Genomic DNA, 15,232 nt, shown 5'->3' on the forward strand with positions numbered 1-15,232 from the left:
TTGCGGAGCCTGCCGGGTTCACGTAGCTAAGCGCTTTCAGGAAAAGTTGCAGACTTTTCCGGTTCGAAAGCGCGACAACTCAAGAACATGGAGCATTTCACCATTTCACCGAAACGGTGAAATGCTCCAGGCAGCACCTCAGGGCGCTGCCCGGCAACCGGATTAATCCCAGATGAGCGTACGCTCGACGATCCGCCTCAAGGATATCGCCCTCAAGACCGGGTTCTCCGCGAACACCGTGTCGCTAGCGCTGCGCGCCAGTCCGCGCATCCCGGCCGAGACGCGCGAGCTGATCCGTCGTGCTGCCGATGAGCTCAACTACCAGCCCAACCATGTCGCGCGGTCGCTCGTAAGCCGCGAGACCAAGACCATCGGGCTGGTGCTCACCGACATCATGAACCCCACGCTCACCCAAACGGCACAGCAGGTCGAACTGGCTTTGGCCGAGCGTGGCTACGGCACGCTGTTCGCCACCTCGAACCATTCCCTGGCGGAGGAAAAGCGGGCGCTCGAGACATTCCGCGCTCGTCGCGTCGACGGCATCCTGATTTACCCGGCGGTGCACCACGAGCTCGATCATATCAAGGCGCTGAGCCGACAGTTCCCGGTGGTGCTGCTGATTGCCGGCCCCGATGCGGGCATTGATGCAGTAAGCGTTGACGACCGCAGCGGCGCCCAGCGCGCCATCCGCCACCTGATCGAACTCGGCCACAAGCGGATCGGCCTGCTCAACCCGACGCCCGGCAGCGGCAACAACGAGAAGTTCGAGGGCTACCAGCAGGCCCTTCTGCAAGCCGGCATCCCATTCGATCCGGAGCTGGTTGTTGCGACCAACGGCCACTACGCCACGCACGGTTTTTATGGGTTCGATGAACTGATGAGCATCGACCGGCCGCCGACGGCGGTGTTCTGCCACAACGACTCGCTCGCCTTCGGGGCCCTGCGCTGGTGCCATCGCAACGGCCGACGGGTGCCTGAGGACGTGGCGATCATGGGCTACGACAATATCGAGTTTGCCGAGTTCGCCGAGCCGACGCTGTCGACGATGAACTATGCCGTCGACGTCGTCTCGCGCCTGGCCGTCGACCGCCTGCTTCGCTTGATTTCGGCCGGCGACCAGCCGCCCGAACCCCGCATCACCCTCATCGAACCGGAGCTCGTCGTTCGCGACAGCACCTGACACGACGAACGAAAAAGGAAGCAGCAGATGGCAGCGTTCAACAGCCTTGGGCACGTAGCGTTCCGGGTAAACGACCTGGAACAGTCCCTCGAATTCTATCGCAAGCTCGGCTTCCCTGAGTTCCTGCGCCTGACGCAGGAGGATGGACGGCCCTGGATCGCCTATGTGCGGATAACCGACCAGCTCTACCTCGAGCTTTTCCCGGGTGGAGATGGCGTCCGTGCCGTCGGGCCGGAGCATACCGGGGTGCATCATCTCTGCCTCACCACCGACGACATCGAGCACACGGCCGCACATCTCGCATCCGTCGGAATCCCGGCGAGCGCGCCGCTGATTCCGACGCGGCGCGGTGTCGATGGTAACCGCGGCATGTGGGTGACCGATCCGGACGGCAACCGCATCGAGATCATGGAGATGGCGCCCAACTGCGTGCAGTACGAGGCGATCCGCGCGCTGCATAGCGGCGAACCTCCGCACTCGCTCGTCCGTCCGGTCTGAGCCGATGGACAGTCTCGGGCCGCTTGCACCGATCCGCATCGGCAACAGCCGCATCGATCAGCCGCCGCTGGCCTTTGGCGGCTCGTGGTACATGCCCTATGCCGCACCGAGTGATGCGGACAAGGACCGGCTCGCCGCGATGCAGGCCGCCTTCGACGCCGGCGTTCGCCATTTCGATACCGGCGCCGGCTACGGCAAGGGTCACTCCGAGGACCTCTACAGCCGCTTCATCCGCGAACGCCGCGACCAGCTGTTCATCGCCTCGAAGGCGGATCCCGCCGACAGCACCACCGACGCGATGTACGCGCAGGTCGAGGGCAGCCTGCGCCGGCTCGGTGTCGATCGGATCGACCTCTACTATATCCACTGGCCGCGTACCGGACGCGACATGCGGCCGGTGATGGAAGGGCTCGAACGGGCGCGTGCCGAAGGCAAGCTCGGCGCTGTCGGCGTCAGCAACTTCTCGGTCGCCGAGATGCAGCAGGTTGGCAAAGTCGGAACGATCGACGCACACCAGCTCGGCTACAATCTGCTCTGGCGTTACGCCGAGGACGACGTCATCCCCTACTGCATGGCGCATGGCATCAAGGTCATCGGGTATTCGAGCCTGGCGCACGGCATTCTGACCGGCCGGTTCGGACTCGACCATGGCCTGCCGCCCGGTGATCAGCGCCATACGATCCTGCCGTTTCGCCCCGATCTCTGGCCAACCGTCCACGCTGGCGTCGAGAGGTTGAAGGCCGTTGCGGCCGAAACGGGCCGCCCGCTCGCCCATCTCGCCATCCGCTGGGTGTTGTCCCGACCGGGTATCGACATGGCCCTGATCGGCGGCCGGACAGCGCGGCAGGTCGAGGAAGCCGCCGGTGCCCTCGCGGGCGACGTCGACCCGAGTGTGTTCGAGCGCCTGGCTGATATCAGCGATGACATCGTCCGGCATATTCCAAACGCCGGGAACCTCTTCGGCCGCGTCGGCTGACGGGGGCGGCGCGCGCCAAATCAGGCGATGGCGTCGAGCTCGATGCGGTGGCGCTGCATGGCGAGTTGCACCTGGTAATCGCGCTCGAACTGCTCGCGGGCAGCCGGGTTGGGCCGGCGGGCGTGGCCGGGTTGCGCCATACCGGCGCAGGCGGCGGCGAGGTCCGGGAAGATGCCGGCGGCTGTCGCTGCGACCATGGCGACGCCGAGCAGGGTCGCATCCTGGGTCGCGGGCTGGATCACGATGCAGCCGGTAGCATCGGCGTAGAGTTCCATCAGCAGCGGGTTGCGCGTGTGGCCGCCGGTGACGTGCAGCGTGTCGATGGCGTAGCCACGTTCGTTCAGCGTTTCGAGGATGTGCCTCACCTGCACGGCAATGGCGACCGAGGCGCGCCAGTAGAGCCGGCAGAGGTTGTCGAAATCGCTGTCGAGCGACAGGCCGGCGATCACCCCGAGCGCTTGGGGATCGGCGAGCGGGGAGCGGTTGCCGTGGAAATCCGGCAATACGTGGAGGCGCGACGCGAGGCCGAAACCTTCGGCGGCGCGCAGCTCCAATATCCGCTCGACGACGCGCCGGTGGAGCGCCGGCGTCGACTCGCCGCCGGCTGCGTGTACGCGCAGCAGGTGGTCGAGCAGCGCCCCGGTCGCCGATTGGCCGGCCTCGTTGAGCCACGTGCCAGGCAGAACTGCGCCGGCGTATGGACCCCAAACTCCCGGTGTCGGGCGCGGTTCGCTCGACAACGCCATGACGCAGCTCGAGGTGCCGGCGATGAGCGCGAGGTGGCGATGGATGTTGCCGGGCTCGTCGGCAAAGCGCGCGAGTGAACCGAGCGTACCGGCATGAGCGTCGATAAGGCCGACGCCGACCCTGCACCCGGGCGAGAGGCCGAGGAAAGCCGCCGCGCCCGGTGTCAGCGGTCCGAGTGAATGGCCGATCGGGCTCGCGACCTCAGGCAGGCCGCCATGTTCGAACAGGTCCGCGAGGCCGACGGAAGCGAGGAAATCGCGCTGCCAGCCGGGCGTTTCATGGGCGAGATAGGTCCATTTGCAAGCCAGCGTACATTCGGAGCGGGCAGGGGAGCCCGAGGCCTTCCAGGTCAGGAAGTCGACGAGGTCGAAGATGTAGCCGGCGCGCCGCCACGTCTCGGGCAAATGGCGCTTCAGCCACATCAGCTTGGGCACCTCCATCTCCGGTGACATCACGCCGCCGATGAAATCGAGCACACGGTGGCCGCCGGCCGTGCATTTCTCCGCCTCGGCCCGCGCGCGGTGATCGAACCAGGCGATCGTGTCCCAGCGCGCCTCGCCGCCGGCCGTCGCCGCGAGCGGTCCGCCTTCGGCGTCGCGGACGACCAGCGAGCAGGTCGCATCGAAGCTGATGCCGACCGCTTCGTCCGGGTAGGCCCCCGCAACCCGCATCGCGTCGCGCACCGCCTGGCCCACTGCGCCCCAGATCTGTTCGGAGCTGTACGCGGCCACGTTCGCGTCGGTGCGCTCGATCTCGATCGGATGCTCGGCGCGGCCGATGAGATGGCCGGTGGGCGTCGCGACCCCGGCGCGCGCGCTTGCCGTGCCGACATCGACGGCGACCAGCAGCCTCGCCTCTCCCGCCTCGCGGGCATGATGCAGCTCGAGCAGGCCGGGCAGGGCCCGCATATCGTCCATGATCGCATCGGGCCGCAGCGCTTCGATCTCGGGGCGAAGACCGCTCTCCTCGATGTGCCCGCCGCCGAGATAGGCAAAGACCCGCATTCCGGCCGCCCGCGCCGCCATGATGCCGGCAGGCGAGTCCTCGATGACGAGGCAGTTCTCCGGTGCCACACCCATTTCGCGCGCCGCGTGCAGGAAGAGGTCCGGCGCCGGCTTGCCGTTCGCGACCATGCTGGCCGAGAAGATGTGGCCCTCGAAGCGCGGCAACAGCCCCGTGAGCTCGAGGCTCAGCCGGATGCGCTCGACATGGCTCGACGAGGCGACGCAGAAGGGCAGTTCGAGGCCTTGAAGCACCTCTCCGATCCACGCGGTCGGCTTCAGCTCCCGGCGATAGAGGGCGAAAAGCTGGTCGCGCATGCCCTCCAGCGCGGCGTCGCTGAGCCGCGCGCCGTGACTTTGGTTGAGACTCTCGGAGATCGAGGCGAGGCTGCGCCCGAGATATGAGCGGAAGGCCGTCGCGCGATCGATCTCGATGCCCTGCTCGGCGATGATCCTGAGCAGCACCCGCATGGCGAGCGGCTCGCTGTCCACCAGCACGCCGTCGCAATCGAAGATGACAAGCTTGATCGGCGCCATCAGCAACGGTGCGCGCTGCTCTTTCCGGTCACGACAGGCCCTCCCTCACTTATCGGTAGACTGGGCCTAAGCCGTGGGCAAGGCGGTCAGAGCGATCCCGCCAGATACCGCTCCAGCGTTGCTTTGGTACCCACCTGCCAGAGCGTCGACAGGGCATGGGTGAAGGCGGCGACATAGGTGGGGTTACCACTGAGATCGCCGAAAATGTCGGTCATCGTAAGCCAGGCGGCGGGATCGGCCTTGGCTCTGGCCGCGAGGGCCGTGAGGCGGGACCAGCTGGGATCGTTGGGCGGGATCGGCTTGCCGCTGTCGCTTTCGCCATAGCAGTAGCGGGCCCAGAGGGCGGAGACGAGCGTGAGCCCGATGACGGACTGGCCCTGGGCCAGGCGATCGCGGACCGAGGGCAGGATGAATTTGGGCTGGCGGTTGGAGCCATCGAGGCAGAGGCGCTGGATGGTATCGCCGATCTTGGGGTTGGAGAAGCGGCGTTCGATCAGCGCGTAATAGTCGTCGAGGTCGGTGTCCGGGACCGGCGGGACGACGGAGATGATCTCATCGCGTTCGACCTTTTCGAGAAACCCGCGAACCAGCGGATGCTCCATCGCCTCGTGGACGAAGTGGATGTCCATGAGGCCGGCGGGGTAGGCGATGGTGGCGTGGCCGCCGTTGAGGATGCGGATCTTCATCAGCTCGAACGGGGCGACATCGTGCACGAACTGCACGCCAACTTTCTCGAGGGCCGGGCGGCCGAGAGGGAACTTGTCCTCGAGCACCCACTGCTTGAAGCCTTCGCAGAACACCGGCCAGCGATCGGCAATGCCGAACTCCTCGGCAACGAGCCTTCGCTCCCGCTCGCCGGTCGCCGGCGTGATGCGATCGACCATGCCATTGGGGAAGGCGACGGAGTGGCGGACCCAACTGGCGAGTTCGGGCTCGATCAGTTCGGCGAGGCCGACCACGGCGTTCTCGGTGACATGGCCATTCCCCGGGATGTTGTCGCAGCTCATCACGGTGAAGGGCGGGATGCCGCCGTCGCGGCGGCGCTTCAGGCCGGCGAGGATCAGCCCGAACACCGTCTTGGGTGCATCGAACTGCTCGGCGTCATGGCGGATATCGGGATGGCTGGCGTCGAACTTCTGGGTCGCCGGGTCGATGTAGTAGCCGCCCTCGGTGATCGTCAGCGAGACGATGCGGATCTTCGGATCGGCCAGCTTGCCGATAATGGCCCGGGTATCGCCGACGGGCAGGAAGTCGACCATCGGGGCCGTGACGTGAACAGTGCTCTCCTTCGCTTCCTGCTCGACCACGCTGGTCAGCCAGTTCTGCTCCTCGAGCGTCGCGCGCATGGCGGTATCGGTGTCGCGGACACCGGCGCCGACAAGGGCCCAGTCGTGGTCGAGGCCTAGACTGAACAACTCATCGAGGTACACAGCCTGATGGGCCCGGTGGAAGTTGCCGACACCGAAATGCACGATGCCGGCCTCAAGCTCCGACTGCTGGTAGCGCGGGACCGCGGCGAAGGTGGAAATCGCCTCGAGATTTGCGGCGGAGAGCTCGGTGGGCATCGGGTAACCTCGTCAAGATGAGGCCGCTCCCGGGGGAAGCGGCCCTGTAAATCAGCGGAGCGCCAGGCCGGACTGGTCGAAGCGGTAGATTCGGCCGGGGTCGGGACTGAGCCAGACGGTTTCGCCTGGAGTGAAATCCCTATCCCCCTCGGTCCGAACCGTCTGGAGACCCGCACCATCCACATGCACGTGAAGGAAGGTATCGGAGCCCAGATGTTCGGCAACCCCAACGCGGCCAGCCCATTCGCCCGATTCACGGGAAATCCGCATATGCTCGGGCCGGATACCGATGCTCGCGGCGGCATATTTGCTGGCCGGCTCGCCTTCGAGGAAATTCATCTTGGGCGAGCCGATGAAGCCGGCGACGAACTTGTTGGCCGGTGTCTTGTAGAGCTCCATCGGGGAGCCGTACTGCTCGATCCGGCCGGCGTTCAGCACCACGATCTTGTCGGCCATGGTCATGGCTTCGACCTGGTCGTGGGTGACGTAGACCATGGTGGTCTTGAGCTGCTGGTGCAGCTCGGTGATTTCGATGCGCATGTTGACGCGCAAGGCGGCATCGAGGTTCGAGAGCGGCTCGTCGAACAGGAACGCCTTGGGCTCGCGGACGATGGCGCGGCCGATGGCGACGCGCTGGCGCTGGCCGCCCGAGAGCATGCGGGGCTTGCGATCGAGATAGTCATTGAGGTTGAGGACGCGCGCGGCCTCCTCGACCTTGCGAGCGGCTACCGCCTTGTCGAGGTTGGCCATCTTCAGCGGAAACTCGATGTTCTGGCGCACCGTCATATGCGGGTAGAGCGCATAGGATTGGAACACCATGGCGAGGCCGCGATGTGCCGGCCCCTTGTCGGTAACGTCGACGCCGTCGAGCTTGATGACACCCGAGGTCGTGTCCTCGAGGCCGGCGATCAATCTGAGGAGAGTAGACTTGCCGCACCCCGAGGGCCCGACGAAGACGACGAAAGCGCCGTCTTCAATCTCCAGCGACGCATCGGGAATGACCTGGTGGCCACCGAAGCTCTTGTTGACGTGTTCGAGCGTGATCGAGCCCATTTGAAATCCTCTATTTCACGGCGCCGAAGGTCAAACCGCGCACCAGCTGCTTCTGGCTGAACCAGCCCAGCAACAGGATCGGCAGGATCGCCAGCACCGATGCGGCGCTCAGCTTGGCGAGGAACTGTCCCTGCGGCGAGGAGAACGACGCGATGAAGGCGGTCAGCGGCGCCGCGTCGTCGGTCGAAAGGCGCAACGTCCAGAAGGCCTCGTTCCAGGCGAGGATGACGTTGAGCAGAAGCGTCGAGGCAATGCCCGGCACGGCCATCGGGAGCAGCACATAGACCAGCTCCTTGGGCAGGGTCGCGCCGTCCATGCGCGCCGCCTCGAGGATGTCGACCGGGATTTCCTTGAAGTAGGTGTAGAGCATCCACACTACGATCGGCAGGTTCACCAGCGTCAGGATGATGGTGAGGCCGAGGAGCGTATCGAGCAGCCCGGTGTAGAGGAAGATTAGGTACATCGGCACCAAGACGCCCGCCGCCGGCATCATCTTGGTCGAGAGCATCCACATCAGCACGTCGCGCGTCTTGGGCGTCGGCGTGAACGCCATCGCCCAGGCCGCCGGCACCGCGATCAGCAGCGCTATGACGGTGGACCCGATCGAGATCACCACCGAGTTGAAGAACGGCCGGAAGTAATCCTGCTGGTCGAGCACCGCCGAGTAGCTCTCGAAGGTGAAGGACGGGATCATCGAGAACCCTGTCGCAGCCTCGCCCTCGGTCTTGAGGCTCGTGATGATGGTGTAGAGGATGGGAAAGAAGATGATCAGCGCCACCAGCCAGACGAGGACCGTCATGGTGAGCTTGCGGCGCGTGGATACGGCGCGTGCCATTAGAGTTCTCCCCCAGAAATCGTGACTGCTGCCCCACCCTCATCCGGGCTTCGCCCACCTTCTCCCATCAAGGGAGAAGGCCCGACTGAGCTGCTTGTGGAGGACCCTTCTCCCCTTGTGGGAGAAGGTGCCCGACGGGCGGATGAAGGGGGAGCCAACCGCACCGGCCTCTCCGCCATCCTCCCCTGCGAAGCGGGGGAAGGGGACCGCCGGAGGCGGTGGAGGGGGCGGCGGGAAGCGCCGGCTTCGAACTTTGGCACGGTGTCATCCCGGCGAAAGCCGGGACCCAGTGCGCGGACCGCTCCACGAGCGCTGAGTTTGCCGACCTTCCGCCGACGATGGACCGGATGGATGGGACCGCAGGCACCCTCCGAGCAGTGGGTCCCGGCTTTCGCCGGGATGACGGCCTGCGTGTGGAGCAACTTACGCATCCAAATTCCTCCCTACCGCCCGCATCAAAAATACTGCGACGATGTTCGCCAGTACCACCGCCACCAACCCGCCCGCAGCGCCCGCGCCGATGTTTCCGCCCAGGACGCCGACGTTGTAGATGAGGAACGGCAGGTTCGTGCTGGCAAAGCCAGGGCCGCCACCGGTGGTGATCTGGATCTCGGCATAGACGCCGAGGAGGTAAATGGTCTGGATCAGGATCACGACCGTGATGGCCCGCGCCAGATGCGGCAGGATGATGTACCAGAAGCGCCGGAACACGTTGGCGCCGTCCATTTCGGCCGCCTCCTTCTGTTCTTCGCTCAGCGATTGCATGGCGGTTAAGAGGATCAGCGTCGCGAACGGCAGCCACTGCCAGGCGACGATCAGGATGATCGAGAACAGCGGATAGTTGCCGAGCCAGTTGACCGGCTCCTGTCCGAAGAACCGGGATATCGCGGCGAACACGCCCCAGGTCGGGTTCATCAGCTCGTGCTTCCAGATCACCGCGGCGACCGGCGGCATCACGAAGAAGGGCGAGATCATCAGGATGCGGACGATCCCCTGGCCCCAGATCGGCTGGTCCAGCATCAGGGCGAGCCCGATGCCGAGGCCGACCGTGATCACCAGCACGCCGACGACGATCAGCAGGGTGTTGAAAATGGCCGGCCAGAACGCCGGGTCGGTGACGAAGAAGCTGAAATTCGAGACCCCGGCAAAGCCGGAGATCGCGGGATTGGTCAGCCGGTAGCGCTGGAAAGCGAACCAGATGGTCAGCGCCAGCGGCACGATCATCCACACCAGCAGCACCGCGACCGAAGGCGTCATCATCAGCCGTGCGAGGCGATGTGTCTGCTTGGTGGCCATGATGTCGTTCCCCCCTCTTGGCGCTGGCGTGCGCCGGTCTCTCCGTCATCCTCCCCCGTGCTGCGCACAGGGGAGGATCACCACCCTCATCGAGTTTTCGTCTTTGAAGAAGCCCGGCGGCGAACCGCCGGGCAGTCGCTCGGGAGGGAGACCTCAGTAATACCCAGCCGCCTGCATCTCGCGATCGACGGTCTGCTGGGCCTGGGCCAGGGCATCATCGACGCTGGTCGAGCCGGCAAGTGCCGCCGAGAACAGCTGGCCAACCGTGGTCGCCATGCCGGCAAACTCGGGAATGGCGACGAACTGCACGCCGGTATAGGGCACGGGCTTGACGGTCGGTGCGGTCGGATCGGCCGCGTTGATCGAGTCGAGCGTCATCTTGGCGAAGGGCGCCGCTGCCTGGTAGTCGGCGTTGGCGTAGAGCGAGGTGCGGGTACCCGGCGGGACGTTGGCCCAGCCTTCCTTGGCTGCGACGAGCGCCAGGTAGTCCTTGCTGGTTGCCCAGGAGATGAACTTCTGGGCGGCTTCGGCCTTCTGCGAGCCGGCCGGAATGGCCAGCGACCAGGCCCAGAGCCAGTTGCCGCGCTTGCCGAGCCCGGTATCCGGGGCCAGCGCGAAGCCGACCTTGTCGGCGACCGAGCTTGCCTTGGCATCAGTGACGAACGAGGCGGCGACCGTGGCGTCGATCCACATGCCGCACTTGCCCTGCTGGAACAGCGTCAGGTTCTCGTTGAAGCCGTTCGAGGAGGCGCCGACCGGGCCGGCATCCTTCATCAGGTCGACATAGAACTGCAGCGTGTTCTTCCATTCGGGCTGGTCGAACTGCGGCTTCCAGGCTTCGTCGAACCAGCGGGCGCCGAACGAGTTCGACATCGCGGTCAGGAATGCCATGTTCTCGCCCCAGCCGGCCTTGCCGCGCAGGCAGATGCCGTTGATGTCGGCAGCGCGGTCGGTGATCTTGCGAGCCGCCTCGCCGATGAACTCCCAGGTCGGAGCGTCGGGCATGGTCAGCCCGGCTTTCTCGAACAGGTCCTTGCGATACATGATGAAGCTCGACTCGCCGTAGAACGGCGCGGCGTAGAGCTTGCCGTCGGCGCTCAGTCCGCCGCGGATGGCGGGCAAGAGGTCATCGACGTCGTAATCGGCCCCAAGGTTGTCGAGCGGCAGCAGCCAGTTGTTCTTGGCCCAGATCGGAACCTCGTAGGTGCCGATGGTCATTACGTCGAACTGGCCGCCCTTGGTGGCGATGTCGGTGGTGACGCGCTCGCGCAGGATGTTCTCCTCGAGCGTCACCCATTGCAGCTGGATATCGGGGTTCTTGGCGGTGAAGTCGTCGGTCAGGCCCTGCATGCGGACCATATCGCCATTGTTCACGGTGGCGATGGTGAGCGTCGTCTGGGCGTAGGCTGTCGAGCCGAGCGCAAGCGCAAGCACGCCCGACAGAAGCGGTAGCAGTTTCATCGATGTCCTCCCATAGGCGAGCATTTGTCTCGCGCTTGGGCAATTACTCACCAACTTTAGGATGATGTCAAGCGGGCACGAAACCCCGGAAATGCAGAGAAAACGCGTTCATCCGCTGCTCATGCACGGTTCATACGGCTCGGAAAAAATGGCAGATATGCTGACTATTTGGCCGAGAGAAGCGACTCGGCGGTGCGCTCGTCGGTGATCAAGCCGTTGACCAGGCGGCGGCTCAATGCGGCAAGAATGCCGGGCAATTTCCTCTCGCCGATGGCGATTGCCACGACGGTGGAGGTCTCACGCGACGGCAGCGGCGCGCTCGCCACGCGATCGTTGGTCAGGCCGTCCAGCAGCTTACCCTGCGCGTCAAAAGTCCAGCCGACGATCTCGCCGACGGCGCCTGCCTTCTGCAGTTGCTTCAGTTCGCCCGGCGAGATGAAGCCGTCGACGAGCAGCGGCGCATTGGGTCCGAGATCGCCGATGCCGACGAAGCTGATATTGGCCTGCGCGGCCAGTGCATGTGTCTCGCGGATCATCGGCTGGCTGAGCAGCATGTCACGCTCCTCGGGCGAGGAGGCGATGACCGGCAGCGGCATCGGAAAACTGCGGGCCTTCACGGCGTCGGCGATGTTGAAAATGACGTTGTAGAAGGCGGCCGAGCCGTCGGGCGCCATGCTGCCGGTCAGCGATACGATCTTGTGCTGCGGCGCCTCCATCGGCGTCAGCTGTTCGATCGCGGCTTTCAGCGTGCGGCCGGTGCCGAGCGCCATCACGGTCGGCGCACTCTCCTTGAGCCGCCGCTCGATCTGCGCCGCGGCCGCGATGGCGACGCCGTGGATGGCGTCGGGGGCGGAGGGATCGGTAGGCACGACCTCGGCATAATCGAGCGCATACCGCTGCCGCAGCTGCTCCGCCAACTCCATGCACCGCCCGATCGGATGATCGAGCCGGACGCGGATCAGCCCTTCGCTCACCGACAGCGAAACCAGCCGCTGTGCCGTCTGCCGCGACACCCCAAGCTTCTGCGCCACCTGCTCCTGGTTGTTCCCGGCCACATAATAAAGCCAACCCGCCCGCGCCGCATCGTCAAGCCGATTTCCAGAGGTGTCCTGACGCTGAACCATTCGTAACTCCTATCGGGCGGATACTCGTCCAATGGGCTATTGCTCGCAATAGATAAAACGGACCGGCGCCGCATGTTGTGGCGGCTGCCCGCGCAATTGCCGGAACTGCTAACCTCATTTCGCGTATGCAGCGCAAGCTCGGCGTGGCGATGCGTGGTTCACTATTTCTGCGATGGGGTCGCCGTTGATGCGGCGCGGGAAGATCGTCGAGATCCAGTCCGTGAAAACCATCTGTTCGACGCCCGAACGCCCCTGTACCAAGACAGCATCATCACCGCCGTGCCGCATCCCGATCCGCGGCACCCACGCATGAAACGCACACTCGCGTCGACGAAGGACGAACGACAATGGTCAAAGCAGCATTCCTGGGGCTCGGCGTAATGGGCTACCCGATGGCGCGGCACCTCCAGGCCAAGGGTCACGAGGTGACGGTCTATAACCGCACCACTGCCAAGGCCGAGACATGGGTTAACGAGCACGGTGGCCGGCTGGCAAAGACCCCGGCCGAGGCGGCTGAGGGCCAGGACCTGGTGTTCGCCTGCGTCGGAAACGACAATGACCTGCGCGAAGTGACGCTGGGGGAGAGCGGCGCTTTCAGGAGCATCGCGAAGGGCGCGATCTTCGTCGACCACACCACCGCGTCGGCCGATGTGGCCCGCGAACTCTATGCCGCTGCCCGGAAGGCTGGTTTCGATTTCCTCGACGCCCCGGTGTCCGGCGGGCAGGCGGGGGCGGAGAACGGTCAGCTCACCGTCATGGTCGGCGGCGATCAGCCGATCTTCGATCGGGCCCAGCCAGTGATCATGAGTTTTGCCAAGGCCGCTAGGCTGCTCGGCCCCTCCGGTTCCGGCCAGCTGGCCAAGATGATGAACCAGATCTGCATTGCCGGCGTGGTGCAGGGCCTTGCCGAGGCCATTCATTTCGGCAAGCAAGCCGGCATGGACATCGAGGCCGTGATCGAGGTGATTTCGAAGGGCGCTGCTCAGTCCTGGCAGATGGAAAACCGCTACAAGACGATGAATGTCGGCAAGTTCGACTTCGGCTTCGCCGTCGACTGGATGCGCAAGGATCTCAGCATCGTGCTCGATGAAGCCCGCAGCAACGGTGCCACGTTGCCCCTGACCGCATTGGTCGATCAGTTCTACGCCGAAGTGCAGGCCATGGGCGGCGAACGCTGGGATACGTCCAGCCTCCTGGCCCGGCTGGAGCGCTAGCCACGCGGCTGGCGGACGCCGATCACATGGCCTTGTGTAGTAGCGAAACTGCCCCCGCGTGGAGCGCGCTGCTCGGGCCGAGGGGCTCGGCTTCGATGCCAACGTAGCCGCTGTATCCCGCGGGGATCAGCCAGCGGAATTCCTCGACCCAGTCGTGCTCGCCGGTGCCGAACTCGTGCCGTCCGGGGGCGTCGGCGACCTGAACGTGGCCGACAAGGTCCATGCTCCCGTCCACCGCCCAGCCCAGGGCCTCGCCGTTGAGAATGGCGTGATAGCGGTCATAGAGGAACCGCACATTCGGCCGCGCCAGCTGGCGCAGCAGGCGCAGGGCCGTCGCGGAATCCTGCAGCAGGGCGTTCGGACCCTCGAACTGCCGGTTCACGACCTCCACCAGCAGTTCGGTCGGCAAGGCCGAGACGGCGTCGGAGGCCTTGGCAAGGGCGTCGCGGGCGGTAGCCCTTTGCACATCGATGTCGGTGCCGGCGACGAGGTCCCCGGCCAGGACGACGAGTTTGGGGGCGCCGAGTTCGACAGCGACCGCCGCTGTCTCCGATACGCGCCGGACGAACTCGGCGTGCGAGCCGGGGTCGCCGAGTTGGGACTTGTCGCGCCAGTCCTCGACGCAGAGCGTGTGCAGCTTGGTATCGGTCTGCCGCAGCGCTTGTCCGAGTTCGCGCAACGGCTTGTCGCGCCAGTCCCAGATCTCCACTGCCCGGAAGCCGGCATCGGCTGCTGCCCGGACGCGATCGGGAAACGGCGGGTCCCCAATGGCGAAGGCCATCTCGATGGAGACGCTGAAGTCGATCACGAGCGGGCGGTCTCGACGACTGCACGGCCGGCCTTGAGCGCGGCGACTGGATCGCTAGCAGCGTCCAGTTCGAGGAGGATCGTGTCGCGGCCGGGGGTCGCCAGCATCGCGTCGGACCACGCCTTCCAGTCGACGACGCCGGCGCCGAAATCGGCCATGTAGCGCTGCTGCTGGGCGTAGATGGTCTTGTCGATCACCAGGTCTGACTCGATCTTGCCAACCGCGTCCTTCCAGTGCGCCAGGATGATCCGGTTATCGTAGCGCCGCGCTACGTGTACCGGATCGCCGCCGCCCAGGGTGATGTGGCAGGAGTCCGGGCACAGCCAGACGTAACGCGGATCGGTGAAGGCCATGAACAGGTCGATGTCGCGCTCGAACCACAGGGTGCTGTTCGATTCGGTATGGAGGGCGAGCTTGACGCCCTGATGGCTGATCGCCTCGCCGACGGCATGGGCGATGCGGGCCATGTGGCCTATATAGGCCGCATCGACGAACAGGGGCGGCCGCTCACCCGCGGTCCGGCGCATCGGAAGTCCGGTGACGAGGATGTCGCCGCCCACCTCGGCCAGGAACACCGCGCGCTTCTCGGCATCTGCGACGATTGCCGGGAGGTCGGCATCGGCGGTCCAGGCCGGCGCATCGGCCATAAAGGAGCTGACGACGGCGAGCCCGCGGCCCTCGAGTTCGGCGCGAAAAGCCTTGGCGCTGCCAAAGGCCTTGAGCACGTTGTCGATGCTGCCGGGAGCGAAGGTCAGTTCGAGGCCGGTGACGCCTGCCTCGGCAAGCGAGCCGAGGACCCTGGTCCAGAATGTGTCGAGGTTGGCGGAGGCCCACTCCTGCAACTGGCCCTCGGTCTCGAGGCCCCAGAACTGGGGGTGGTAGAAGGTGATGATATCGGTCGCCAGCCTCGTGGTCATGGGCGTCTCCCTTAAGTGCA

13 protein-coding genes and 1 pseudogene are annotated in these 15,232 nt (G+C 65.4%); 4 read left to right on the forward strand and 10 right to left on the reverse strand.

Going from position 1 to position 15,232, the window contains the following annotated elements:
- Positions 1-172 precede the first annotated feature (172 nt).
- The 3 genes from ACOYW5_RS17955 to ACOYW5_RS17965 are packed head-to-tail and all read left to right on the forward strand — an operon-like array spanning position 173 to position 2,654.
- Positions 173-1,180: a LacI family DNA-binding transcriptional regulator gene (locus ACOYW5_RS17955; RefSeq protein ID WP_423066258.1), complete on the forward strand. Its 1,008-nt coding sequence runs from the start codon at positions 173-175 to the stop codon at positions 1,178-1,180.
- 27 nt (positions 1,181-1,207) lie between these two features.
- Positions 1,208-1,678 (forward strand): VOC family protein, encoded by a 471-nt coding sequence (locus tag ACOYW5_RS17960; protein WP_423066259.1) that lies wholly within the window; start codon positions 1,208-1,210, stop codon positions 1,676-1,678.
- A 4-nt stretch (positions 1,679-1,682) separates the two neighbouring features.
- Positions 1,683-2,654 (forward strand): aldo/keto reductase, encoded by a 972-nt coding sequence (locus ACOYW5_RS17965; RefSeq protein WP_423066260.1) that lies wholly within the window; start codon positions 1,683-1,685, stop codon positions 2,652-2,654.
- A gap of 20 nt (positions 2,655-2,674) precedes the next feature.
- Here the strand turns inward: ACOYW5_RS17965 and ACOYW5_RS17970 are convergent, their stop codons facing one another.
- From ACOYW5_RS17970 to ACOYW5_RS18005, 8 genes and pseudogenes are all read right to left on the reverse strand, one after another.
- Positions 2,675-4,309 carry an FGGY-family carbohydrate kinase gene (locus ACOYW5_RS17970; RefSeq protein ID WP_423069494.1) on the reverse strand — a complete coding sequence of 545 codons (1,635 nt, stop codon included), beginning with the start codon at positions 4,307-4,309 and terminating at the stop codon, positions 2,675-2,677.
- Positions 4,310-4,312: 3 nt separating this feature from the next.
- Positions 4,313-4,939: pseudogene (locus ACOYW5_RS17975) on the reverse strand (HAD family hydrolase); the annotation flags it as partial.
- Positions 4,940-5,025: 86 nt separating this feature from the next.
- A complete protein-coding gene (locus ACOYW5_RS17980) occupies positions 5,026-6,504 on the reverse strand; it encodes a mannitol dehydrogenase family protein (RefSeq protein ID WP_423066261.1) in 1,479 nt (492 codons plus the stop codon).
- A 51-nt stretch (positions 6,505-6,555) separates the two neighbouring features.
- A complete protein-coding gene (locus tag ACOYW5_RS17985) occupies positions 6,556-7,557 on the reverse strand; it encodes an ABC transporter ATP-binding protein (protein WP_423066262.1) in 1,002 nt (333 codons plus the stop codon).
- A gap of 10 nt (positions 7,558-7,567) precedes the next feature.
- Positions 7,568-8,392: a carbohydrate ABC transporter permease gene (locus tag ACOYW5_RS17990; RefSeq protein WP_423066263.1), complete on the reverse strand. Its 825-nt coding sequence runs from the start codon at positions 8,390-8,392 to the stop codon at positions 7,568-7,570.
- 423 nt (positions 8,393-8,815) lie between these two features.
- The gene (locus ACOYW5_RS17995) at positions 8,816-9,688 is read right to left on the reverse strand and encodes a carbohydrate ABC transporter permease (protein WP_423066264.1); all 873 of its coding nucleotides are present in this window, start codon (positions 9,686-9,688) and stop codon (positions 8,816-8,818) included.
- A gap of 153 nt (positions 9,689-9,841) precedes the next feature.
- Complete coding sequence (locus ACOYW5_RS18000) at positions 9,842-11,149, reverse strand: ABC transporter substrate-binding protein (protein ID WP_423066265.1); 1,308 nt, start codon at positions 11,147-11,149, stop codon at positions 9,842-9,844.
- A gap of 164 nt (positions 11,150-11,313) precedes the next feature.
- Positions 11,314-12,273, reverse strand: a complete 960-nt coding sequence (locus ACOYW5_RS18005) for a sugar-binding transcriptional regulator (protein ID WP_423066266.1) — start codon at positions 12,271-12,273, stop codon at positions 11,314-11,316.
- A 347-nt stretch (positions 12,274-12,620) separates the two neighbouring features.
- On the opposite strand from ACOYW5_RS18005, the gene ACOYW5_RS18010 reads away from it, so the two are divergent.
- Positions 12,621-13,487, forward strand: a complete 867-nt coding sequence (locus tag ACOYW5_RS18010) for an NAD(P)-dependent oxidoreductase (protein ID WP_423066267.1) — start codon at positions 12,621-12,623, stop codon at positions 13,485-13,487.
- A gap of 22 nt (positions 13,488-13,509) precedes the next feature.
- Here ACOYW5_RS18010 and ACOYW5_RS18015 read toward each other — a convergent pair whose 3' ends face one another.
- Together ACOYW5_RS18015 and ACOYW5_RS18020 are read right to left on the reverse strand one after the other, a co-directional pair.
- Positions 13,510-14,295 carry a TIM barrel protein gene (locus ACOYW5_RS18015; protein ID WP_423066268.1) on the reverse strand — a complete coding sequence of 262 codons (786 nt, stop codon included), beginning with the start codon at positions 14,293-14,295 and terminating at the stop codon, positions 13,510-13,512.
- A complete protein-coding gene (locus ACOYW5_RS18020; protein ID WP_423066269.1) occupies positions 14,292-15,212 on the reverse strand; it encodes a sugar phosphate isomerase/epimerase family protein in 921 nt (306 codons plus the stop codon). Before ACOYW5_RS18020 ends, ACOYW5_RS18015 begins: the two co-directional genes overlap by 4 nt.
- Positions 15,213-15,232 lie beyond the last annotated feature (20 nt).

Origin of the sequence: Devosia sp. CN2-171, assembly GCF_049354815.1 — a bacterium.
Lineage (GTDB): Bacteria > Pseudomonadota > Alphaproteobacteria > Rhizobiales > Devosiaceae > Devosia_A.